Annotated in this window: 15 protein-coding genes and 1 pseudogene; 6 read left to right on the top strand and 10 right to left on the bottom strand. The window is 74.2% G+C overall.

Annotated elements, in window-relative coordinates; translation table 11 throughout:
• Window positions 1–6: 6 nt before the first annotated feature.
• Genes AWW66_RS00525 through AWW66_RS00515 form a run of 3 tightly spaced genes read left to right on the top strand, consistent with a single transcriptional unit; the run spans window position 7 to window position 3,278 of the window.
• Window positions 7–1,389, top strand: a complete 1,383-nt coding sequence (locus tag AWW66_RS00525; RefSeq protein ID WP_067359277.1) for a class I adenylate-forming enzyme family protein — start codon at window positions 7–9, stop codon at window positions 1,387–1,389.
• On the top strand, window positions 1,379–2,524 hold the full coding sequence (locus tag AWW66_RS00520) for a beta-ketoacyl synthase N-terminal-like domain-containing protein (protein ID WP_067359276.1): 1,146 nt from the start codon (window positions 1,379–1,381) through the stop codon (window positions 2,522–2,524). Before AWW66_RS00525 ends, AWW66_RS00520 begins: the two co-directional genes overlap by 11 nt.
• Window position 2,525: 1 nt before the next feature.
• Window positions 2,526–3,278, top strand: coding sequence for an SDR family NAD(P)-dependent oxidoreductase (locus AWW66_RS00515; protein WP_067359275.1), 753 nt, complete (start codon window positions 2,526–2,528; stop codon window positions 3,276–3,278).
• A gap of 76 nt (window positions 3,279–3,354) precedes the next feature.
• On the opposite strand, the gene AWW66_RS00510 is transcribed toward AWW66_RS00515, so the two are convergent.
• The gene (locus AWW66_RS00510; RefSeq protein WP_067359274.1) at window positions 3,355–3,939 is read right to left on the bottom strand and encodes a DinB family protein; all 585 of its coding nucleotides are present in this window, start codon (window positions 3,937–3,939) and stop codon (window positions 3,355–3,357) included.
• Between the two features lie 112 nt (window positions 3,940–4,051).
• Between AWW66_RS00510 and AWW66_RS00505 the strand changes: the two genes are divergently transcribed.
• Window positions 4,052–5,644 (top strand): mucoidy inhibitor MuiA family protein, encoded by a 1,593-nt coding sequence (locus AWW66_RS00505; protein WP_067359324.1) that lies wholly within the window; start codon window positions 4,052–4,054, stop codon window positions 5,642–5,644.
• A gap of 51 nt (window positions 5,645–5,695) precedes the next feature.
• On the opposite strand, the gene AWW66_RS00500 is transcribed toward AWW66_RS00505, so the two are convergent.
• Window positions 5,696–7,957, bottom strand: a complete 2,262-nt coding sequence (locus AWW66_RS00500; RefSeq protein WP_245647798.1) for a hypothetical protein — start codon at window positions 7,955–7,957, stop codon at window positions 5,696–5,698.
• Window positions 7,958–8,194: 237 nt separating this feature from the next.
• Window positions 8,195–8,773, bottom strand: coding sequence for a TetR/AcrR family transcriptional regulator (locus AWW66_RS00495; protein WP_067359272.1), 579 nt, complete (start codon window positions 8,771–8,773; stop codon window positions 8,195–8,197).
• 109 nt (window positions 8,774–8,882) lie between these two features.
• Between AWW66_RS00495 and AWW66_RS00490 the strand changes: the two genes are divergently transcribed.
• Window positions 8,883–9,818 (top strand): SDR family NAD(P)-dependent oxidoreductase, encoded by a 936-nt coding sequence (locus AWW66_RS00490; RefSeq protein WP_067359271.1) that lies wholly within the window; start codon window positions 8,883–8,885, stop codon window positions 9,816–9,818.
• Window positions 9,819–9,918: 100 nt separating this feature from the next.
• On the opposite strand, the pseudogene AWW66_RS36275 reads toward AWW66_RS00490, so the two are convergent.
• The 4 genes and pseudogenes from AWW66_RS36275 to AWW66_RS00475 all read right to left on the bottom strand — a co-directional run.
• A pseudogene (locus AWW66_RS36275) lies at window positions 9,919–9,978 on the bottom strand (VOC family protein); the annotation flags it as partial.
• Between the two features lie 64 nt (window positions 9,979–10,042).
• Window positions 10,043–10,576, bottom strand: a complete 534-nt coding sequence (locus AWW66_RS00485) for a nuclear transport factor 2 family protein (RefSeq protein ID WP_211271795.1) — start codon at window positions 10,574–10,576, stop codon at window positions 10,043–10,045.
• Window positions 10,573–11,031 (bottom strand): Atu4866 domain-containing protein, encoded by a 459-nt coding sequence (locus AWW66_RS34745; RefSeq protein ID WP_083978099.1) that lies wholly within the window; start codon window positions 11,029–11,031, stop codon window positions 10,573–10,575. Before AWW66_RS34745 ends, AWW66_RS00485 begins: the two co-directional genes overlap by 4 nt.
• 337 nt (window positions 11,032–11,368) lie before the next feature.
• Window positions 11,369–13,462 carry a family 43 glycosylhydrolase gene (locus AWW66_RS00475; RefSeq protein WP_067359270.1) on the bottom strand — a complete coding sequence of 698 codons (2,094 nt, stop codon included), beginning with the start codon at window positions 13,460–13,462 and terminating at the stop codon, window positions 11,369–11,371.
• 620 nt (window positions 13,463–14,082) lie between these two features.
• Here AWW66_RS00475 and AWW66_RS00470 point away from each other — a divergent pair.
• Entirely contained in the window at window positions 14,083–15,735 is a 1,653-nt protein-coding gene (locus tag AWW66_RS00470; RefSeq protein ID WP_067359269.1) for a glycoside hydrolase family 27 protein, read from the top strand.
• 230 nt (window positions 15,736–15,965) lie between these two features.
• Here AWW66_RS00470 and AWW66_RS00465 read toward each other — a convergent pair whose 3' ends face one another.
• The 3 genes from AWW66_RS00465 to AWW66_RS00455 form a co-directional block, all read right to left on the bottom strand.
• A complete protein-coding gene (locus tag AWW66_RS00465; RefSeq protein ID WP_067359268.1) occupies window positions 15,966–17,594 on the bottom strand; it encodes a lipase family protein in 1,629 nt (542 codons plus the stop codon).
• A gap of 125 nt (window positions 17,595–17,719) precedes the next feature.
• On the bottom strand, window positions 17,720–18,685 hold the full coding sequence (locus AWW66_RS00460; protein WP_067359267.1) for a TauD/TfdA dioxygenase family protein: 966 nt from the start codon (window positions 18,683–18,685) through the stop codon (window positions 17,720–17,722).
• 611 nt (window positions 18,686–19,296) lie between these two features.
• Complete coding sequence (locus AWW66_RS00455; protein WP_067359266.1) at window positions 19,297–20,028, bottom strand: DMT family transporter; 732 nt, start codon at window positions 20,026–20,028, stop codon at window positions 19,297–19,299.
• Window positions 20,029–20,122 lie beyond the last annotated feature (94 nt).

Genomic DNA, 20,122 nt, shown 5'->3' with positions numbered 1-20,122 from the left:
CCCCGGATGAGACGCGGACGCCTGCACCTGGACGGGGAGCCGGTGCCCGAGGCGGCGCTGGCGGCCCTGGTCCGGCAGTGCGCGGCCGAGGCCGCCGACGCCGGCGTCGGGCCCGGCCACGCGCTGGGGGTCGCCGACGAACAGCCGCTGAGCACGGTGGTGGCCGCGCTCGCGGCCGACCGCCTCGACGCGCCGCTGCACCTCGGCGGGCCCGCCCCGACCGGCGCCGGGCCCGCGCGCCCCCTGCCCGTCCTGGCCCGGGTACGGACCCACGCCGGGCGGACGCGGACGCAGCCGGTACCCCTCGACCGGGCCGCCGGCCGGCTGCCCGAGCAGGCCGGTTACCTGTTCACCACCTCCGGCAGCACCGGCGACGTCAAGACCGTGGTGCACAGCCCGGCCGCGATGCGCTACCAGGTCCGGGCCACCGCCGCCCGGCTGGGCTACGCCCCGTCCGACGCGCTGCTGCTGCCGCTGTCCCCCCGTCACGCCTACGGCTTCAGCGTGCTGGCCCAGTGGATCGCCGGCGGACCGGACCTGTTCGTGGAGAGCCGGTTCAGCGTCGACCTGGTCGCCCGCCGGCTGGCCGAGCACCGGATCACCACCCTGGACGGCGTACCGGCGATGTACCGGCTGCTGCTGCGCCAGGCCCGCCACTCCCCCACGCTGCGGGCGGCCCTCGCCGCGCTGCGGGTACGCGGCTGCGGCGGCGACGTGCTGGCGCCGGGGCTGCGGCACGAGTTCGCCCACCGCACCGGTGGGGCGCTGCACGACGGCTACGGGCTGACCGAGGCGGGGCCGAACGTGGCGCTCACCGGCCCCGACGAGCCGGCCACGGCCGGGGTCGGCCGGCCGCTGGACGGTACCCGGGTCCGGCTGGGCGCCGACGGCGAGGTGCTCGTCCACAGCCCCAGCGTCATGCTGGCGTACCTCGCCGACCCGCAGGCCACCGCCGCGCACCTGGTGGACGGCTGGCTGCACACCGGGGACCTCGGCGAGATGGACGCCGCCGGCCGGCTCACCATCACCGGCCGACGGCGGGAGATCATCAACGTGTACGGGCGGACGTACGCGCCGGTACTGCTGGAGGACGCGCTCGTCGACCAGCCCGGCGTGCGGGAGGCCGCCCTGGTCGGGCTGCCCGGGGCGGACGCCCGGCGGGGGGACCGGGTGGTGGCGTACCTGGTGCTGGAGCCCGCGCCCGACCCGGTGGACCGGGCCGGGCGGGCCTGCCGCGCCGCGCTGCCCCCGGCCCTGCGCCCGGCCCGGGTCACCGTCGTGCCTCGGCTGCCCCGGCTCGCCTCCGGCAAGCTCGACCGGCGCACGGTCCGGGCCTGGGCACTGGCGGGGACGGTCGACCCGGCGGAGGTCGGACCCGGTGACCGGTGAGGTGGCGATCGCCGGGCTCGGCCTGGTGACCGCGTTCGGGGCCGGTGCGTCGCGCTACTGGCGCGAGCTCTGCGCCGGCCGCAGCGCGCTGCGACCGGCCACCCGGCCCGGCTACGGCGTGGTCGGACAGGTACCCGGCGACGACCCGGGCGTCCCCGCCGCCGACCCGGACGAGCCCCGCAAACTCCGGTACGCCGAGACCGCGCTGCGCGAGGCGCTGGCCGGGGCCGGGCTGTCCGCCGTGCCGCCGGACGCCGTGGTGGTGGTGGCCAGCCAGGCGCCCCCCGCCCCGGAGCGCGCCGACCGCCCGGCCGGGATGCGCGAGTTCACCGGCCCGGACCTGACGGCGCGGCTGCCGCCGTCGGTGCCCGTCTGGTACGTCTCGCACGCCTGCGCGTCGGCGGCGTTCGGGCTGCTGCTGGCGCGGGACCTGGTCCGGTCCGGGCACACCGGCACCGCCGTGGTGGTCGGCGCGCACGTGCTCAACGAGTACGAGTACCGGTCGATGGAGGTCGTCAAGGCGCTGAGCCCGGAGCCGGCCCGGCCGTTCGACCCGGCCCGCGCCGGCATCTCGCTCGGCGAGGGCGGCGGCGCGGTCGTGCTCCAGCCGGCGACCGGCGCGGCCGGGGAGATCGTCGTCGTCGGGGGTGCCACCCGGGTGGCCGGTGCCCTCCCCGCCGCCGCGGCCACCGCCGACCTGGCCGGGTGCATGCGGGCCGCGCTGGCCGACGCGGACGCGGTGCCCCCCGCCGGGGCCGGGGAGCCGGCCCGACCCGACTACGTCCACGCCCACGCCACCGGGACCGCGCAGGGCGACGACGTCGAACTGGACGCCCTGGGCGAGGTGCTGGCCGACCTCGGCCTCGCCGACGTGCCGGTCAGCTCGCACAAGGGCGCCGTCGGGCACCTGCTGCACTCGTCGTTCTTCCCGGCGCTCGTCGCCGCGAGCGCGGCCCTGCGGACGGGGACGGCGCCACCGACCGTCGGCCTGCGACGGTCCCGGCGCGCCGGCCCGTCCTGGTTGCCGGCCACCACGGCACCGCTGGCCGGCCGCCGACTGGCTATGGTGAACAGCTTCGGATTCGGCGGCAGCACGGCCAGCGTGCTGCTGCGGCACCGGACGAGGGGGGTATGACGTGGCGCGGCTCAGCATCGTGTCGGGTGGGGGTACGGGGATCGGCAGGGCCGTCGCCGAACGCCTGGCGCAGGAGGGTTCCACCGTGGCGATCCTGGGCCGGCGGGCGGCCGTCCTGGAGCGGGCCGCCTCGGAGATCAACGAGACGGTGGGCGACGATCGGGTCGTCCCGTACCCGGTGGACCTCACCGTCGCCGACGAGGTCGCCGCCGTGGCGAGCCGGCTGCGGGAGCGGGGCGACGCGGTGGACGTCCTGGTCGCCAACGCGGGCGGCAACGCCGGGCGGCGGCACACCGGCCCCGGGCTGGACGCCGAGGTCGCGGCCTGGCGCGCCGACTTCGAGACCAACGTCGTCACCTCGGTGCTGCTGGTGGAGGCGTTCCGGGCGGACCTGCGCCGCCCCGGCGGCGCGGTCGTGCTGCTCGGCTCCGTGGCCGCGTACCGGCCCACCGGCTCGTACGGGGCGGCGAAGGCGGCCGTGCACGCCTGGACGTACACGCTGGCGACCCAACTGGCCGACGACGGGATCACGGTGAACACGGTGGCCCCCGGGTTCATCCCGGACACGGAGTTCTTCGGTGACCAGATCACCCCGGAGTTCCGGCGGTCCCGGGTGGACGCCACGCCGCTGGGCCGGCCCGGTACCCCCGAGGAGGTGGCGGCGGCGGTGGGTTACCTCGCGTCGCCGCAGGCACGGTTCACCACCGGCCAGATCATCCAGGTCAACGGCGGCATGGTGTACGGGCGTGGCTGACCGGCGGCGGGGCCGCCGCGTGGCCGGGGCTGCCGCGCCGACGGGGCGGCCGGGCTGACCGGGTCGGGTGGTCGGTTCAGTCGGTCGCCCGCACGGCCCGGCCGTGGGTGTGCCGGTACAGGTCGCGCAGCAGGCACACCTCGGCCAGGTGGTGGATCAGCTCGCGGTGGATGTGCAGCACCAGCGTCGCCAGCGGATACTCGGCGTACGGGCCCTCCGCCGGTCCACAGGCACGGGTGAGGCCGGCGTCGCCGAGGGACTCGACCCCGGCCAGCCACGTGGCGTACTCCGCGTCGAGCTGGGCCAGCGCCGTCGCGGCGGTCGGGGCGTACTCGAACGACTCGTAGTCGGTGGGCGCGCGGCCGAAGTGCGCGGCGTTGCGCACCGCGAGCACGCCGACGATGACGTGCCCGAGTCGCCAGGCGATCGTGGTGAACGGCGGCGGGTCGGGTACCGGGATCGCGAAGTCGATGGTCATCGCGCCCGACCCGGCCCGTACCGGTGCGGTGGCGGTGCCGCGGGAACGCACGCTCCAGCAGCCGGGCACCGGCTCCCAGAAGTACTCGTCGTCGGTGAGCCCGTCGAGGCGGTCGCGTAGCTGGTGGGTCCAGTGCCAGGTGAGCTGCTCCCGCAGCAGGGCGTTCCAGGTCTGGTCGGTCATGCTTCCAGCTTTCCCCAGACAGCGGACGGATGCGTCCCGTCGTCGCCTTCCGGTGTGGAGCCCGGCCGGCGGGCGGGCCGGGGACGGGCGCGGCTCGACTACCCTCGCCGCCGTGGAGACAGCGGAGATCGAAGCACCCATCGTCGGCGTCACCGTCTACCCGGACCGGGCCCGGATCACCCGTCGGGGCAGCGCCCGGTTGGCCGCCGGCGAGCACCGGGTGCGGATCGCGCCGCTGGCTTTGGGCCTGCGCCGGGACTCCATCCGGGTCGGTGGCCGGGGCGCGGCCACCGTGCTCGGCGTGGACGTGACCACCTGGCGGCAGGCCCGCAGCACCGACGGGCAGGTCAGCGAGCTGGAGCAGCGACGCCGCGAGCTGACCGACGACCTGGCCGAGGTCGACGACGCCGACGAGATCGAGCAACAGCGGGGGCAGTTCCTGGCCCGGCTGGCCGAGCGGGCCGGCGGCACGTACGCCCGCGCGCTGGCCACCGGCGACGCGACCCCGGGCGACGTGGCCACCTTCACCGACTCGGTGGCCGGTCAGCTCGCCGACTCCCGCACCGGACGACGCGCGCTGGCCCGTCGGCGCGTCGCCCTGGCCGAGGAGCTGGCCCTCGTCGAGCGCCAGCTCGACGCCGCGCACGGCAAGCGGGAGCCGGACCGGCTGGCCGCCGAGGTGACCGTCTCGGTGGAGGCCGACGACACCGACCTGGAGCTGGAGCTGACCTACCTGGTGGACGGGGCCCGCTGGCAGCCCTCCTACGACCTGCGGCTGGTCGACGACACCGTGACCGTCACCTGGTTCGGGCTGGTCAGCCAGGACACCGGGGAGGACTGGCCGGAGTGTGACCTCCAGCTCTCGACCGCCCGGCCGGCGGCGGCGACCGTGGTCCCCGACCTGTCACCCTGGTACCTCGACCGGCGCCGGCCCACGCCGCCGCCGATGCCCGTGGCGGCGGGCTCGTTCACCGAGATGGCCCTGCCTGCGGGCCCTGCGCCGATGCCGGCCCCCGCCGGTGGCACGGCCCGGTCCGGGTCGCCCCGGCCGACGATGCGGACCGCCGCCGCCGAGGTCGAGCACGGCGTCAGCGCGGCGACCTACCGCCCGGCCCGGCCGGTGGCGGTGCCGGCCGACGGCACCGCCCACCGGGCCACCGTCGCGGTCCTGGAGCTGCCGGCCCGGCTGGACCACGTGACCGTGCCGGTCCGGGCCGTCGAGGCGCACCTGCGCGCCACGGTCCGGAACACCTCGGCGCACACACTGCTGCCCGGCCCGGCGGCGGTGTTCCACGGCGCCGACTTCGTCGCGGCCACCCGGCTGCCGGTCTGGGCGCCGGGCGAGGAGACCGACCTGGCGCTCGGGGTGGACGACCGGCTGCGGGTGGAGCGCACGCTGCACCGGCGCTCCGACACCAGGGCCACGCTCGGCTCGACCCGGCGACGGGAGGTGGAGTACCGGATCAGCGTCACCAACCACACGCCCCGGCCGACGACGGTCGAGGTGCGCGACCAGCTCCCGGTCTCCCGCGACGACGGGGTGGTGGTCCGGGAGGCCACCCTGGTCCCCCCACCGGCCGAGCGTACCGAGTTGGGCGAGCTGACCTGGCGGCTGCCGCTCGGGGCCGGGGACAGCGGCGAGATCGCCCTGGGGTTCCGGGTGGACCTCGCCAAGGGGGTGGAGTTGACCGGCTGGCGGGAGTGAACCCCTCCCCCGGCCCGCTGGCGGAGCCGGGGCGGTGGCGGCCCGGGGGGCCTACCGGTCAGCCGGGGCGTCGGTCAGGTCGAGCCGCCCCGCCAGCTCACGCACCGCCGCCTCGTACGCCCGGTCGGTGTGGTAGGGCCAGTGCCGGTCGATCGGTGGCGGGACGGTGTCGTCCGGATCGACGACGACCGCGCGGGGGTCGCGTAGCCGCCGGTCGACCGTGCCGGCCGGGCCCGGTGTCCGGGGTGGCTCGCCCGGCCGGTGCGCGGAGAACAGCGGGCCGCCGATCGGGTCGGTGTCACGCCACAGGTTCACCCACCGCCAGCCGATCCGGTCGCCCAGCTCGTGCAGGGTCGGGTCGCCGAGGAAGGCGGGGCAGAGCCGGGCGTAGAGCCGGTGCAGCGGGCTGCCGTGGGTCAGCAACGCCACCCGCCCCAGCACCTCCGCCGGCAGCTGGAGCAGGGTGGCGGCGGCGAGGACCGAGCCGTGGCTGTGCCCGGAGAGGATCACGCCGCCCCGGGCGGTCAGCGCGGTGACCCGCTTGGCGAGTTCCGGCACGGCCCGTTCCGCGTAACAGGGCGGCGCGAACGGGTGCACCGTCCGGGGCCAGAAGGTGCCCAGGTCCCAGATCACGGCGACCGTGCGCCGGGTGTCCCCCGACCGGTAGGAGAGCAGTCCGAGCACCAGGATGCCGAGGGCGACCAGACCGATGACGTAGATCCCGGCATCGGTCGCGATCGCCAGGTTGGTGGTCGCCTGGCCGTCGGTGTGGACCAGCTCCTCACTCAGGTTCGACGGTCCGACGCCGATCAGGTCCAGGGCGACGACGGCAACGCCGAGCAGTGACAGCACCAGGAACACGATGAAGGCCGGGCTGAGCTGCTCGGCGACCGCCGCCCGGGCGACGACGTCCCGGACGGCGGCCCGGCGGGGCAGCGCCTCGGGCGGGGTGTCGGGAAAGTCCCGCCGCACGACCTCCTCGGCCAGCCGGCGGCGCCGCCGTCGCGTCGCGACGATCCGCCAGACCGTCGTCGCGGCGACGACCACAACCGCCACCAGCCCGGCCAGGGCCGCCCACCGGTAGGAGACGGGTGGCTCCAGCGGCGGCGCGCCGGGGAGATTCGGCCGGGCCGGGTTCGGGATCTCACCCCGGTCGAGGACGTCGGCGACCCGGTAGACGAGGGCGGCGGCGAAGCCGTACGAGGCGGCGACCGCCGCAGCGGCGAGCACCGGGGTGGCCAGTCCGCTCAGCCAGGACGAGGCGGTGTTGTGGCCGCGTCGCCGCTGGTGCAGGCTGGTGGCGGTGAGGACGGCCAGCAGGGCGGCCTGGACGGCGATCAACGCGGCCACCGCGCCCTCGTACCCGGGCAGCTGCTCGTGTGGCGGCTGCGGTTCCAGAGGCACCGCGGTGTAGAGGAGGGCCAGGACGGTGAGCCCGGTGGCGACCCGCCGCAGGGTCCGGATGCCGCGCAGGTCCACCGGCCCTCGGCCCGACCCGTCCTCGCCGCGCCGGGCGGGCAGGCAGAGCAGGACGGCACAGGCGGCCAGGAGGAACCAGACCGCCACGAAGAGCACGTACGCGACCGGGGTGGGGTAGATGTGCAGCTGCGCGCCGAGCAGGCTGGCGTCGAGCGTGCCGAGCCCGACCGCGACGTGGATGGCCCGCAGGCGCTGGACCACGAGCGCGTCGTTCCAGAAGCCCGGCCGGTCGATCCGGTCCTCCCCGCCGCTGCTCCGGTCCTGCCCGCGCTCGGCCGGGAACGCCTCGAACGCCCGGGCGGAGCGTTCCCCCAGCCACCAGAGCAGCCGCAGCGCGGCGATCGGCAGCAACGCGAGCAGCGCCAGGCGCGGCCCCAGCGGCAGGTCCGCCAGCCAGCCCAGGTAGCCGCGGCTCCGCACGCAGGGCGGGTAGGGGGTGCACTGCCAGCCGACGATGTCGACGGTCACCCCGACGATCGACAGGACGAACGCGGCGGTCAGGGTGGCGGCGAGCAGCCGGCAGAGCGGGCCGATGATCCCACCGCTGCCGCCGGTCGGCGGCCGGGTCCAGACCGCGATGTTGACCAGCATGAACGGCAGCAGGAACAGCAGCGACAGGGTCCGTACCGCGCCGCCGGCGGTCAGCGCGCCCCAGCGGTACGCCTCCACCCGGAAGCCGGGCGGCCGGTCGCTGACCCCGTACCCGGGGCGGGGCCGGTAGAAGCCGGCGTTGTCGTCGCCGGCCACCCGACTCACCACCGGGTGGTCGAGCAGCGCCTCGGCGGACGCGCCGGAGACCCCGTGCACCCGCAGCTCGACCACCTCGTGTGCCACCGCCCGCCCGCCTCCCGGCAGCTACCGACCCCGGTTCACGGTAGTGAGCCGCGCTGCGGTTCCGTCGCGATTCAGGCAAACAGTCGTATGACCGGACGGGTGGGCGTGGCGGTCAGGACACCGGGGCCGGGGCTCGGCGCCTGCTGCCCGGCTCGACAGGCACCGGCGGGGTGGACCGCCGGGGGCGACGAGAGCGCGGCGACCGGCGACGGCCGCCGTCCTGCGGGTCGGTCCTGCCTAGCCGGCGTCGGCCCGCAGTCCGCGTACCAGGACGTCGAGGTAGCGGTCGGTGGTGGTGTCGCCGCCGACCTCCACGGCACGCCGCAGGCCGCAGAGGAGTGCCTGGATGTCGGCGGCGGTGATGCCGGGGCGGATCACGCCGGCGGCGCGGGCCCGCTCCAGCAACCGGTTTACGGCGGCGGTCAGCGCCCGGCCCAGCTCCACGGTCTCCGGGCAGGCCGCGTCGGGTCGGGCCAGGACCAGGGCCAGGGCCGGGTCGACGCGCTGCGACTCCAGGGCCGACCGCAGCAGGTCGGTCACGCCGGCGGCGACGTCGGGTGCGGCGGCGGCGCGGTCGGCGGTGGCCACGAGCCGGGTGAAGTGCTCGGCGGCCAGGGACTCCAGCAGCACCTGGCGGGTGGGGAAGTGCCGGTAGACGGTGCCGACGCCGACCCCGGCCGCCTTGGCGACGGCGTTCATCGGCAGGTCGAGGTCGCCTGCCGTGATCCGGTCCCGGGCGGCCCGCAGCATCCGGGCGCGGACCCGGGCGGAGTCGGCCCGCAGGGAGTCGGCACTGGCGGTCGGGGTGCTCTCCACGGTGGTGAGGATAGCCCGTCACAGCGGAGCGGATAAGTTATCCGCTCCAGTGCTACGCTTCGGGCGACGAACGGATAAGTTATCCGATCGGTCGAACCGGAGGTGCACCATGCCCATCGCCTGGACTCCCGACGACATGCCCGACCAGACCGGCCGGACGGCCGTGGTGACCGGCGCGAGCAGCGGACTCGGCCTGGTCGCGGCCGAACGGCTGGCCGCCCGGGGCGCGACCGTGATCATGGCGGTCCGCGACGTGGCCAAGGGCGAACGGGTCCGCGCCGGGCTCACCGGCGACCTGCTGGTGCGCCGGCTCGACCTCGCCGACCTCGACTCGGTCCGCGCCTTCGCCGACCGGCTCCGCGCCGAGGACCGCCCGGTCGACCTGCTGCTCAACAACGCCGGCGTCGGCGGCGCGCACGGTCCCGAGCGCTCCGCCCAGGGGTACGAGTCGATCGTCGCCACCAACCACCTGGGTCACTTCGCCCTGACCGGCCTGCTGCTGGACCGTTTCCGCCCGGACCGGGACCCCCGCGTGGTCACCGTCGGCTCCGGCTTCTACCGGCTGCTGTCCGGCGGCCCCGACCTGGACGATCTCACCGGCATCCCGGCCGGCCCACCGATCGTCCGGTACATCCGGTCGAAGCAGGCCAACCTCCTCTTCGGCGTCGAACTCGACCGCCGGCTCCGCCGGGCCGGCAGCCCCGTACGCAGCCTCCTCGCCCACCCGGGCATGGCCCGGACCCCCATGCAGGCCAACGCGGACGGTCCCGGGGCGTGGATCGTGACCCGGATCGGTGGCGCCGTCCTGGCCCGCAGCGCGGCGAGCGGCACCATCCCGCTGCTCTACGCCGCCACCGCCCCCGCCGCCGAGAGCGGGGTCTTCCTCGGTCCCGCCCTGCACCGGTGGGACCACCGGGTGCACGCCCGCCCCCTCGTCCGACCCGCCACCGACCCGGCGCTCGCCAGTCGGCTCTGGGCCGTCTCGCAGACCGCCACCGGGGTGCGCTACCTCGACGACACCGCCCAGCCGAGCCCGCGCCCCTGACCCCCGCGGCCGTTCCCGCCCGGACCCGGGGACGCCCGGCCGGCGTCCCCAGTCCGAGCAACCGCTCCACCTCCTCGTCGCGGGTCCGGTCGGTCGGCTGGAGGTCCAGGTGCACCCGGTTCTTCCCGGTCCGGCCCTCCGGCACCCGCTGGAAGAGCATCCCGCCCTCGGCCCGGTCCGCGCCGGATATCCGGACGCCCCCACCGCCGCCGACGGAGGACGGCTCAGGGCAGCTCGACGCGATCGACGAGTTCCCGGACCGCGATCATGTCCAGGAAGGCGTGGCAGCGCACGACCCGGCCGCCCCGCAGTCGCCAGACCCAGCAGTACTCGTTGTGGTAGGCGATGCCGTCGATCGCCGTGGCGTCGCCGTCGAAGCGGATGATCACGGTGTCGTCGTCGGCCCACAGGTCCCGGATCGTCATGACGAGCGTCGAGGCCAACCGATCCAGGATCGGCGCGGATCCCTCGGCGAGGAACTCCGCCTTGGACAGGTACGTGCGTCCGTTGACGATCGTCCACCGCACGTCGTCATGGAGGATCTCGTAGATGTCGCCGCCAGCGTTCTGCCGCTCGAAGGCCCGGAGCACGGCCGCCGTGTTGCGACGTTCCCTGCCCCGGCGGTCGGCACGCGGCCCGTCGTCGTGCTCACGCGACCCGGCAGCGGCGGCACTGGTCCCGGCGACCATCGTCAGGCCGCCGGCGATCCCGGCGGTCACCAGCAGACGCCGGCTGGGTCGCCCTGCGCTGGTCGTCATCGCCGGCCCTCCCCCGCCCGCCGCTGCGCCTCGCTGCCCTCGCGGTAGAAGACGTAACCCCCGTGGTGCAGGACGTCACCGTCGAAGGTGCCGTCCGCGCTGAACCCGGTGTCGTCGACGTACTCGATCCGGTTCCCGAGGACCCGGTAGGAGCCCGTGTAGGCGCTCTGCCGCGCGCCCCGGGCCTCGTCGTAACGGCCGTTCGCCAGCAGTTCCTGACGGATGTGACCGTCGGCGGTCACCCACATCCCGACGTACGGGTGCGGTCCGACGTCAGCGGAGGGTGGCGTCGGAGTCTGCGGAGCCACCGTGCCGGGCGGCGGGGACTCCGGTGGGCTCGGCTGCGCCGCGTCGTCGGTGACGGTCCGGCCTGCGGTGTCCGGCCCGACGGTGCACGCCGCGAGCAGCACGGCGACGCTCGCGCCGCCGAGCACGATTCTGGCCAGGTGCCTCATGAACTCTCCCGTGGGGTCGCTGTCGGATGGGGACCGGCGACGGTCCGCCGTGCCACCCACGCTAGGGGCGCGGCCCGCCGGGAACCTGGCCCCAGCACTCCCAGGACGCAGCCGGCCTTCCGCCGTCCGCAGCCCGCCGGGAACGGAAGCGTGTCGCCCGACACCCCCGCGCACGGGGGGGCCGTGCCTCAGGCGGCAGGCGTGACGGGCTCGTCGAGACGCCAGGTCCGCACCGTGGTCGGTACCGGGCCCGCGCCACGGCCGTCCCCCGCCGCCCGGTCGTACCCGGGTGCCCGGTCCGGGGCCGTGCACGTCCACGGCCCGGACCGGGCCGGGGTCACGGTGTCGTCAGGGAGAACTGGCGCACGGTGACCGCGCCCCCCAGGGCCTGGGTGGCGTAGTTGAAGATGCCGAACCGGTACCCCATGAAGAACTGCCAGGCGTTGTTGAGGGTCAGCGCGTTGCCCAGCGGGACGAAGGTGACCCCGTCGGTGCTGTACGAGAACCTCGCCTGGCGGCCCGAGCCGGGGCGGATGTCGGCGTTGGCCCGCAACCAGATCCGCCCGCCGGAGACCGGGGCGCTGGCGATCTCGGTCCCGGTGCCGACGGTGTTCCAGTTGTCGGTGCCCATGGTCAGGCCGTTGGTCATGACCACGCGGGTGGTGCCGTTGTCCCGCTTGACGCCGATCCACGCCGACGTGTCCCGCAGCATGGCGAGCCCGCTCCGGTCGCCGTCGCGCATCGCGGAGTAGTCCAGCTCGATGGTGCCGGTCGAGGTGGGCCCCTGGATCCGGTGGGTCAGCGTGTTGCGGGCCCGGTACAGGTCGTTGGTCACCGACGCGGTCTGCAGGCGCAGGCCGTTGTTCACCGACCACCGGCTGTTGTCCGGGTTGTGGTTCCACTCGTACTGGACGCCGAGGGTGCTGCCGGGGAACGTGTCGGTGCCGGTGAGGGGCTTGACCGGGCGCAGCGGCAGCGGGTTGGGGTAGTTGACGCCCCAGGACCCGTTGACCGTCTGCACCTGCGGCCAGCCGTCGCTGGTCCAGGTGATCGGGGCCAGCGTCGGCACCCGGCCGCCGGGGTACGCGTCCGTGAACGCCATGTAGTACCAGGCGCCGTTCGGGGTCTGCACCAGCCCGCCCTGATGGGGTACGCCGCCGCCGGAGATCGGGCCCGGCATGTTGAGCAGCACCTGCCGCTGCTCGTACGGGCCGAACGGGCCGTTGGTCGACTTGAGGACGTACTGGCCGTTCGCCGGCCGGGTGAGCCAGATGTAGTAGGCGCCGTTGCGCTTGTAGAAGCGGGCCCCCTCCAGGGTGCCGATGCTCGACGGCGTCTGGTACACCTGCTGGGCCCTCACCTGCGAGCGCCCGTCGGCGGACAGTTGGGCCACGCTGATCGTGCCGTTGCCGTAGGCGACGTACATGGTGTCGTTGTCGTCGATCAGCATCCCGGCGTCGTAGTAGCAGTTGGGGATGGTGGCGTGCCGGCTCCAGGTGCCGTCGACGGCGGAGGCGGTGTAGATGTGCGTCTGGGCGAAGTCGATGCAGCCGGCCCAGTAGAAGGTCCGGTTGCTCGGCCGGTAGTTCAGCGTGGAGGCCCAGATGCCGTCGACGTACGCGTGGCTGCCGTTGGCCATGTCGTACTTCGAGCCGAAGTCCAACCGGGGCACCGAGTGCCCGGCGAACTCCCAGTTCACCAGGTCCCAGGAGCGCAGCACCGGCGCTCCGGGCGAGTAGTGCATGGTGGAGGCGGACATGTAGTAGACGTCGCCCACCCGGATGATGTCGACGTCGGCGAAGTCCTGCCAGACGACCGGGTTGGTGAAGGTGCCGCCGGGGGTGCCGGGGTTGCCGGAGCCGTCCACCCGGACGAGCTGCCACTGCTGGTGGCTGCCGTTGAAGTCGTCGTACTGCACGATGTTGCCGCCGTCGGCGGTGGCGGCGTTCTGCACCTCCAGCACCTTGTTGGAGTTGCGGTTGAGGAGCCGCACGTACCCACCGGCCGAGTCCGCCAGCCGGAACTGCTGGTTCGTCCCGTTGAGGTCCGCCCACTGCACGATGCTCGCGCCGTTGGCGGTGGAGAAGTTGTGCACGTCGAGCACCTTGCCCGAGTGCCGCGACCGCAGCCGGTAGTAGCCGCCGCCGGAGTCGACGAACTGCCACTGCTGCCAGGCGCCGTCGTTGCGGGACCACTGGGTGATCCGTGCGCCGTCGTTCGTGGCCGAATTGTACAGGTCCAGTGCCTTGCCGCTGTTGCGGTTCACCAGCACGTACCAGGCGCTGGTGTCCACCGTCGCGGCCGAGGCCGGCGTCGGGGCCACCGCGACGAGCGTGCCGCCCACCAGCACCGCCGCCACGGCGGCGACGGCGCGCGACCACCACCTGCGCCGCCCGGGTACGGCCTGGGCGAGCCCACCGTTGACAACCATGATCCTCCTCAGAGATGACAGGAACCGGGTCGCTCGCTGTCGCGATCCGGGCACCATCGGCGGGCCGGCCAGCCACCCCCGCACATCGACTGTGAACGATAACATCATGGCAGTCAAGCCGTAACACGACGGGACGACAGCGGGACCCGCAGGGGGCCTCCGCGGCCGGGAAGCCGGCCGCGAGCGGGCAGCCGGGCGCTGCGGAAGGCCACCCTCACCACAGGACCCGACCGCAGGCCATCACCATGATGGAGGGCGGAAACGCCGGACCGGCGGTGAGCCCGCTCCACCCGATGGTGGACCCCACCACGCCAGCGCCGAGGCCGCCCCCTCACGGGTCACGCAGGAACCTGGTTTACATACATCGATGTTATCGATAACATCATTGCCATCATCGTGACATCACCTGGCCGGGCGCCGCGACGGGAGCCGACCGGGTCCGCGACGACACGGCAGCCGCCGCCACCCGAGCCGCGGGTGGCCAGCGGTCCCCGCGCCACCGCAGACCCGGACAGGGGCGAGGAGCGCCGACCGCGCCCGGTACGGCACGCGGGCCCGGCCTGCCCCGCACCGGCGGCCGACCCACGGCGGCCGACCACCTCTCCGACAGGAGGAGCAACGTGCGTAGACCGAAGAGATGGCTGGTGGCCGTCCTGAGCGTGCTGGCGGTGACGCTCGCGGCGACCGTCACCGACAGCGTCGTCGCCCCCCGCCCGGCCCAGGCGTTGAACAACGGCGTCGCCCGGACCCCACCGATGGGCTGGAACACCTGGAACACCTTCGGCTGCAACATCAACGAGACCCTGATCCGGCAGATGGCCGACGCGATCGTCAACCACGGCCTGCGGGACCTGGGGTACAAGTACGTCGTCGTGGACGACTGCTGGTTCAACCCGGACCGGGACGCGCAGGGCAACCTCCAGGCCCACCCGCAACGCTTCCCGAGCGGGATGAAGGCCCTCGGGGACTACCTGCACTCCCGGGGCCTGCTGTTCGGCATCTACCAGGGGCCCCTGGACCAGACCTGCGCCCAGTACTTCGACGCCTTCCCCGGCTCCACCGGCAGCCTCGGGCACGAGTACCAGGATGCCCGGCAGTTCGCCGCCTGGGGGGTGGACTACCTCAAGTACGACTGGTGCTCCCCCACCGGGACCATCAACGACCAGGTGGCGCGCTTCGGCATCATGCGCGACGCCCTCGCCGCCACCGGCCGGCCGATCGTGTACAGCATCAACTCCAACAGCATCCACGAGAAGACCGGGCCGCAGCGCAACTGGAGCGACGTGGCGAACCTCTGGCGGACCACCGAGGACATCACCAACGCGTGGAACACCGGCCAGACCAACGGGTACCCGATGGGCATCCAGAACATCGTCAACGTCAACGTGCCGCTGGCCGGGTACGCCGCCCCCGGCGGTTTCAACGACCCGGACATGCTGGAGGTCGGCAACGGCGGCATGACCGACACCGAGATGCGCAGCCACTTCGCCCTCTGGGCGATCATGGCGGCCCCCCTGATGATGGGCAACGACCTCCGGTCGGCCAGCGCCGCGACCCTGGACATCCTGCGTAACCAGCAGCTCGTCGCCATCAACCAGGACAGCCTCGGCCTCCAGGCGGTCCAGGTCGCGGGCGACGGCACCCGGCGGATCCTGGCCAAGCGGCTGGCCAACGGGGACGTGGCGGTGGCCCTGTTCAACCAGAGCAACGCCACCACCACCATCTCCACCACGGCGGCGGCGATCGGCAAGACCGGCAGTTCCTTCACGCTGCGGGACGCCTGGACCAACGCCACCTCCACCACGAGCGGGGCCATCTCGGCGAGCGTCCCCGCGCACGGCACGGTGGTGTACCGGGTCAGCGGCGGCGGCACCACCAACCCCCCGACCCCCACCACCTTCCGGCTGCGCAGCGAGTCGGCCGGCCGCTGCCTCGACCTCGACAACTCCAACACCGCCAACGGCACCGGAGCCCTGATCTGGGACTGCCACGGCAACGCCAACCAGCAGGTCAGCCAGGAGGGTCAGACGCTTCGCATCCTCGGCAAGTGCCTGGACGTGCCGACGACCGCGGTCGCCGGCACCCGGGTGCAGATCTGGGACTGCAACGGCGGCACCAACCAGCAGTGGACGTTCACCAGCAACGGCACGATCAGCAACGTCCGCCATCCGTCCCTGTGCCTGGACGTCAACAACGGCGGCACCGCGAACGGCACGACGGTGCTCCTCTGGTCCTGTCACGGCAACGCCAACCAGCGGTGGAGCCGGGCGTGACCCGTGGGCCGGTGACCCGGGAGGGTGCCGGCCCCGCACCGCCGCGCGGCGGCCCCCCGGATGCGCAGCGGCGCGGGTACGGCTCCGCCGGCAGCCGGCGAGGGTTTCCCGCCTGATCCGGCTCGGGGTGCGGGCGGTGGAGGGTCCGGTCCCCCACCGCCCGCGTGCCCACGGCCGGCCCCGGGCGTGGGCTCAGCGGGGGTTGCCCCACCGGGCACCGCCCGTCGGCCTCAGTCCGGTGGCAGGCACACCCGGCCGGTGAAGGCCGGGTCCGGTTGCCGGTTGTGGGCCCAGGCCGGGTTGGCGTGGATGGCCAGGGGTGGTGCCTGCCAGGCGGCGCCGAGGCGTTGGAGGAGTTCGTACTCGCCGCGGAGCTGGCTGACGTCGGCGTTGGCGAGGAAGGTGACGAGATGGTCCTGGACCGGGGCGCGGTGGAGGAACCCGGCGTGCACTCCGGGGGTCTGGAAGACCGGGATGCGGGTGTACTGCCCGGGGGGCGCCTCGGTGGCGGTGGTGGTGGGCAGGAAGGCCACCATCCGCACGCCGGGTACGGGGCACATCAGTTGGTTGCGGTAGAACGGGGCGTCGTCGAGCAGGGAGCGGATGAACGGCTCGTCCGGCCCGTTGTCCGGCCCGCCGGCGAGGCCGACCAGCCGGAAGACGGCCCGGAGCTGCCATCCGGTGACCACGCCGTAGCCCTGGTTCCGGTCGGGGGGCGGGTAGTAGGCCCGCCCGGCGTTGATCAGAGGGCTGAACATGGCCAGCATCTCCACCGCCGGGTGCGGGTCGCGGTCCAGGTAGGTACGGGCGACCATGGCTCCTTCACTCTCCCCGACCAGGACGATCCTGCGGCCGGTCCGGCGGTGCAGGCTCTCCACCTGCTGGTGGAGTAGTCGGACGCTGTCGGCCACGGAGATCCCGGTGTCCGCCGGCCGGTACGGCAACGGCCGGTGGTCGGGGCCCAGCCCCCGGTAGGAGAAGCGCTGCACCCGGGGGTCGGTGGGCTCCTCACCGGTGTAGGCGGAGCCGTAGCCGGCCAGCACCACCAGGGCGTGCCGGACCTGCGGGGGCAGGGACTGTTCCGCGACCACCGTCTCCACCCGCACGTGCGCGCCGGGCACCACCTGCACCAACGGCGGGATGACCAGCGGTACGGCGAGGGAGAGCAGGGCCGCCAGGGGGGTCACCGGCACCCGGGCCCACCGCGTCCGGGGGGCGAACAGGGCCGCCCGGAGGGTGCGGTGCCACAGCAGCCCGTTGACCACGCCCGCCCCGGCGGCCACCGGTACCGTCCAGGCCGTGGGTACGCTCCAGCACACCGCGCCGGCCACGGTGAGCACCACGAAGTTCAGCAGGGACCAGCCGACCAGGGCGGCCGAGGGCAGTCCCCGCCACCACGGGGTCACCACCGCGGCCCGTTGCAGGAACGGCGCGATCAGGAACAGCGGCAGCAGCGACGCGAACAGCACCCAGGACAGCGCCACCACGGAGGCCGCCACCGAGACCAGGGCCCAGGGGGCGACGAAGAAGGCCACCACCAGGGCCAGGCCCAGGTTGCGGCCCACCAGCCACCGCAGCGGCGGGCGGGTCACCTCGGCCGGCCAGGCCAGCATCACCAGGACGGTGTGGAACAGCCCCCGGGACACGACCAGGAAGGTGAACCACAGCCCGAAGCTCAGCCAGGAGTCGTGGTAGACGAAGAGCCACCGCAGGTCGTGGTAGGTGTCGTACGGCCAGACGGCGGCGGCCTGCGGCGCGAGCCCCTCGGCGGCGACGAATCCCAACCCCACCAGGACGCTCGCCTCGACGGCGGGCGGAAGCCCGGTGAGCACCAGCAGGCCCACGAACCTCCGGTCCACCCCGATGCCCCCCAGCCCGCTGCCGCACCCACCTCGCAGCCTGCCCCGGCCGGCCGCACCGGGGCGTCGGAAACCCCGGAACGTCCAACGATCGAGGGGGGCGCGGCGTCACGCTGGTCGGGCGGTCACCCGCTCAGCACGACCGTCCGCTCCGACCCGTACGGCTCGCCGGCCACCAAATCGGACGGGCGCCCGTCCGGCCCGACGGGGCGTTCGCCGACGAGCGTGACGCGGTACAGGGTCCGCCCGCCCTCGATGCGGTTGAGGTCGCGCGGGGCGAGGTGGGCCGTGGTGCGGTTGTCCCAGAACGCGACGGTGCCCGGCTCCCAGCGCAGTCGCACGGTGTACTCGGGCCGGGTCAGCTCGTCGAAGAGCACGTCCAGGACCGCCCGGCTCTCCCGGGGCGAGAGGTCGACGATGTGGCTCGTGAAGCCGGGGTTCACGAACAGCCCCCGCTCGCCGGTGTACGGGTGGACCCGTATCACCGGGTGGACGGCGATCAGCGGGTTGTCGTTGATCCGGCGCGCGTACTCGCCGTTGCCGGCCGGCCAGTCCCGGCCGCCGTAGCGGTGTTCGGCCCGGAGGGTGTCGACGAAGGCCCGCATCGGGGTGGAGAGCCCTTCGTACGCCGCGACGAGGCTGGTCCACATGGTGTCGCCCCCTTCGGCGGGCACGACGTGGGCCCGCAGGATGGAGGCCGCCGGCGGGTTGACCGCCGGGGTGATGTCGGTGTGCCACCCCGTGAGGTAGGTGTACTGGCGTCGGCGGTTGGCGGTGAGGTAGTCGTCGCCGTAGCGTTCCCGGTTCCAGTTGGGGTCCACGGTGAAGATCTCCGGATACCCGGCGGGCGGCGCCTCGTCGTGCGGGTGGGCGTAGGTCAGTTCGCCGAAGCGACGGCCGAGGGCGACGTGGCTGGCGTGGTCCAGGTGCTGGTCGCGGAAGAAGATGACCCGGTGGCGGTGCAGCGCGTCGGTGATCTGCGCGACGACGCGGTCGGACAACGGTCGGGACAGGTCGACACCGCCGATCTCCGCGCCCAGACAGGTGGCCACTCGGCGCACGTCGATGTCACCTGTTTGCGGCGTACTCATGACAGGCTCCCCAATCGATGACGGTGACGATTCCGACACCAGCCGGCCCGTGCCGGTGGGCGGGTGACGTGCCGGTGTAACCGGCCATTCGCCGATGAGCTGAAATGCGACGGGCACATTCGGGGCGAACCGAATACGGCCGCTTCCGGGCCACCTGACCACAACCACGGAATTCCGGGCGGCTTCGCCGCGTCGCGAAGCCTGACGGGCCGGCGGCGTGCGATACCCCCGCAGGGGTGGAGCAGGTCGACCACGGGGTCGCTCGCCACGAATCGCCCGGACGCCGGATGGCGCGTCGCCGGAGCGACATCGACGATGGTGCCATGTCGTGAGGACGTCAGGCAAGCGCCTTCCTGACTGCCCGGAAGCGTGAGACGGTTACGCCGGCGGCGCACTCATCGACACCCCGCACGCCCACTCGGCGAATAGCCCACGTCTTGACATCGACAAATGCATGACATTGACTGTCGGCGGCGTTGAAAGCGGTCGGTGACCGCCGACGACGACGGTGTCACCCTTTCCCGGAAAGCGACCCCCCGGAGTGTTCCGGTGGCAATGCGGTTCAGCAGGCAGGCGTGACCCTCGTCCCTCGGGTACCAGGTGGCACCAGCTCAGCTCCGGTCGCTGCGCCGGCCGGCCACGGCGGGGCGGGTCGGGGTGGTCGTGGCGGCGAGCCAGACCCCGACGGCGACGACGCCGCCGGACACGACGAGCCCGGCCAGGCGGGCCGGCTCGGGGGTCAGGGTCTCCCGGAAGACGGTGACGCCGATGACGAAGCCGGCGATGGGGTCGGTGAGGGTGAGGGCGGTCAGGGGCGCGGCGAGGCGGCCGTGTTGGAAGGCGGTCTGGTTCAGCAGCAGCCCGACGGCGACGGCGACCAGGAGGGCCGCCGTGGGCCAGGTCGCCAGGGTGGTCCACGGGTTGCCGTGGTAGCGGCCGGTGAGGTCCTTGACCAGGGCCGCCGCGAAGCTGTAGGCGAGACCGCCGGCGACGCCGAGCAGCGCGCCCCGCGCCGCGCCCGTCACCCGGTGCGCGGCCCCGACGCAGGCCGAGACGATCACCGCGGCGCCGGTGACGGGTGCCGTCCAGGCTGCGGCCCCGACGCTGGGCACCCCGGCCCCGATGTCGGCGAGGAGCAGGAACACGGCCAGACCGGTCACCCCGACCGTGACGGCGCAGAGGTCGCGGCGCACGACGCGGCGGCGCAGGACGGCGGCTTCGATCAGCACCGCCATGAACAGCCCGGAGGCCATGACGGGCTGCACGACCGCGAGGGGACCGAGTCGCAGCGCGACGGCCTGGAGGACGACAGCGGCGGTGTCGGGATCCAGCCGGAGAGCCACAGCCAACTCCGGAGCAGACGGAACAGCAGGCGCGGATCGGCGACGCCGTGCGGCTTCTGGCGTTTCGCGGCGCGCTGGTGCACGACCGAGGCGA

Origin of the sequence: Micromonospora rosaria (assembly GCF_001567585.1) — a bacterium.
Classification (GTDB): Bacteria; Actinomycetota; Actinomycetes; order Mycobacteriales; family Micromonosporaceae; genus Micromonospora; species Micromonospora rosaria.
The sequence above is the reverse complement of the archived record's forward strand: the minus strand, read 5'-3'. Positions and strand labels throughout refer to the sequence as shown.